This window comes from Pseudomonas sp. 22085, from assembly GCF_052045815.1.
Classification (GTDB): Bacteria; Pseudomonadota; Gammaproteobacteria; order Pseudomonadales; family Pseudomonadaceae; genus Aquipseudomonas; species Aquipseudomonas glycinae.
In genome coordinates this window covers 1-2,612 of record NZ_JBQEQA010000045.1, presented here as the reverse complement: position 1 = coordinate 2,612, position 2,612 = coordinate 1, and the positions used below count along the sequence as shown (strand labels likewise).

Annotated in this window: 2 protein-coding genes; both read left to right on the top strand. The window is 57.7% G+C overall.

Annotation, left to right across the window (positions count from 1 at the left end; genetic code table 11):
- Positions 1-205 precede the first annotated feature (205 nt).
- Positions 206-1,168, top strand: coding sequence for an IS110 family transposase (locus ACTJK7_RS29010; RefSeq protein WP_440779566.1), 963 nt, complete (start codon positions 206-208; stop codon positions 1,166-1,168).
- Positions 1,169-1,422: 254 nt separating this feature from the next.
- Positions 1,423-2,550, top strand: a complete 1,128-nt coding sequence (locus ACTJK7_RS29005; RefSeq protein WP_108563389.1) for an ABC transporter ATP-binding protein — start codon at positions 1,423-1,425, stop codon at positions 2,548-2,550.
- The last annotated feature ends 62 nt before the right edge of the window (positions 2,551-2,612 follow it).

Sequence of the window (2,612 nt, the reverse complement as noted above, 5' to 3'; positions counted from 1 at the left end):
CGCTTGTATGTTTAGACTTGAAGGGGTGGGCGGGACTAAAAGCTCGATTCCGACTCTAGCCAGTACGGACCGTGGGAGACTTCTCGTCCCGCCCTTTCTACCTAAAGCGCCGATAAGGAATTCATCGGTAAAACCGACGATAGAGGCAAGCCAGCGCTACGGTAGACCCCGACAAGCTCTTAAACCCTAGCTCCGAGGATTCGTCATGACAATCCTTACCTCGCCAACGGTGATTGGTGTCGATGTGGCCAAGGCCGAAATCGTTGTTTATCGCGAAGATCTGGAAATTACCCAGGTCATCAACAATGACCGCACGTCTGTAGGTCGTTGGCTGAAGACCTTGCCCGCACAAAGCTCGATCGCTCTGGAAGCCACTAATCTCTACCACCTGGACACGGCCGAACTGGCCCATGGTATGGGGCATCGGGTTTACGTCGTGGACCCTTACCGGGTGAGCCATTACCGCGAAAGCATCGGTCAGCGTGCAAAAACCGACCCTTGTGATGCACGTCTTCTGGCGCGTTATCTAACCAGTGAACAGCACCGGCTGCGGGTCTGGAGCCCACCACCACGGCACTACACGGTGTTGAAAAGTCTGCTTAACAAGCGTGCGCAGCTGATGAAGGCCCGAGTCAGTATCATGCTGAGCTGGTCAAACGAACCTCTCCTTGAAGATCTTTTGGCCCGTGGGTTGGAGCATTTCAAACAGCTTGATCAAGCCATTCAGGAATTACTCCGCAAAGTCAGCCAAGAGGCCGGCATTAGCGAAAACATCAGACGCTGCAAAGCGATTGAAGGGATTGGTGAACTCACGGCAACGGGCTTGGCAACTACGTATATGCGAGGTGAGTTCGCCAGCGCCGATGCGTTCATCGCCTTTCTGGGAATGGATTTGAAGGCAAAGGACTCAGGCAAGAAACACAGTCCTCGCCACTTGAGCAAAAAAGGTGACGGAGAATTACGGCGTCTTGCACACAATGCAGCTATGGCAGCTTGTCGGTCCCCTGTTTGGAAACCGTTCTATGAATCCTATCTGGCAAGAGGTCTAGCCAGAACTCAGGCTTTGGTCATCCTCGCCCGTAAGCTTTGCCGGGTGGCATTCGCCCTCATGAAAAATCAGAGCGAATACCAACCCAATTTAAGGTTGCAGGGTTCCCCTGCAACATAGAATCTCACACAGGTTTCTTCATTGATCCTGCGATATTGGGCATATCTGTCAGCGACACGCGCTTTTGCTTGTTCTTGCGGCTTGCAGCTCAACACTCGCCACTGCTCTGTCTATTAGCGCCATCCTTGTAGGGCAATCCCTACCCCCGGCCTTCCATCCGGCTGAGGCGATTCTCTCCTGCGCCCCGATTTGCGGGACTGCAAGCAGCCACTAGGCTTAATCCCACAGCAGTCATCAATAACAAAGGTGTGGGTATGAGCCAGGTCGAATCAAACGCAGGGGCCAGTGATGTGCTGGTCAGCTTTCGTGGAGTGCAGAAGAGCTACGACGGCGAGAACCTGATCGTCAAAGACCTCAACCTGGACATCCGCAAGGGCGAATTCCTGACCTTGCTCGGGCCGTCCGGCTCCGGCAAGACCACCAGCCTGATGATGCTCGCCGGTTTCGAAACCCCGACCGCCGGTGAAATCCTCCTGGCCGGGCGGGCGATCAATAACGTGCCGCCGCACAAGCGTGACATTGGCATGGTGTTCCAGAACTACGCGTTGTTCCCGCACATGACCGTCGCCGAAAACCTCGCGTTTCCGCTGACCGTGCGCGGCCTGAACAAGAGCGACGTCAGCGACAAGGTCAAGAAAGTCCTGAGCATGGTCCAGCTCGATGCCTTCGCATCGCGCTATCCGGCGCAGTTGTCCGGCGGCCAGCAACAGCGTGTGGCACTGGCCCGCGCGCTGGTGTTCGAGCCGCAGCTGGTGCTGATGGATGAACCCCTCGGCGCCCTCGACAAACAACTGCGCGAACACATGCAGATGGAAATCAAACACCTGCACCAGCGCCTCGGCGTGACCGTGGTCTACGTGACCCACGACCAGGGCGAAGCCCTGACCATGTCCGACCGCGTTGCCGTGTTCCATCAGGGCGAAATCCAGCAGATCGCTCCGCCGCGCACCCTCTACGAAGAACCGAAAAACACCTTCGTCGCCAACTTCATCGGCGAGAACAACCGCCTCAACGGTCGCCTGCTCAGCCAGAACGGCGAGCGCTGCGTGGTCGAGCTGGGGCGCGGGGAAAAGGTCGAGGCGCTAGCGGTCAACATCGGCCAGACCGGCGAACCGGTCACCCTGTCGATCCGCCCCGAGCGCGTCAGCCTCAACGGTTCGAGCGACCAATGCGTCAACCGCTTCTCCGGGCGGGTGGCCGAATTCATCTATCTGGGCGACCACGTCCGGGTGCGCCTGGAAGTCTGCGGCAAGACCGACTTCTTCGTGAAACAACCGATTGCCGAGCTCGATCCAGCGCTCGCGGTCGGTGACGTGGTTCCGCTTGGCTGGCAGGTCGAGCACGTTCGCGCACTCGATCCACTAGGGGACGCCCTCACTTAGTTTCCACACCGCGCCGGGTCTGCTGTTGTGCAGGGCAAGGCGCGAGAAGCGTGGTTTGGTCA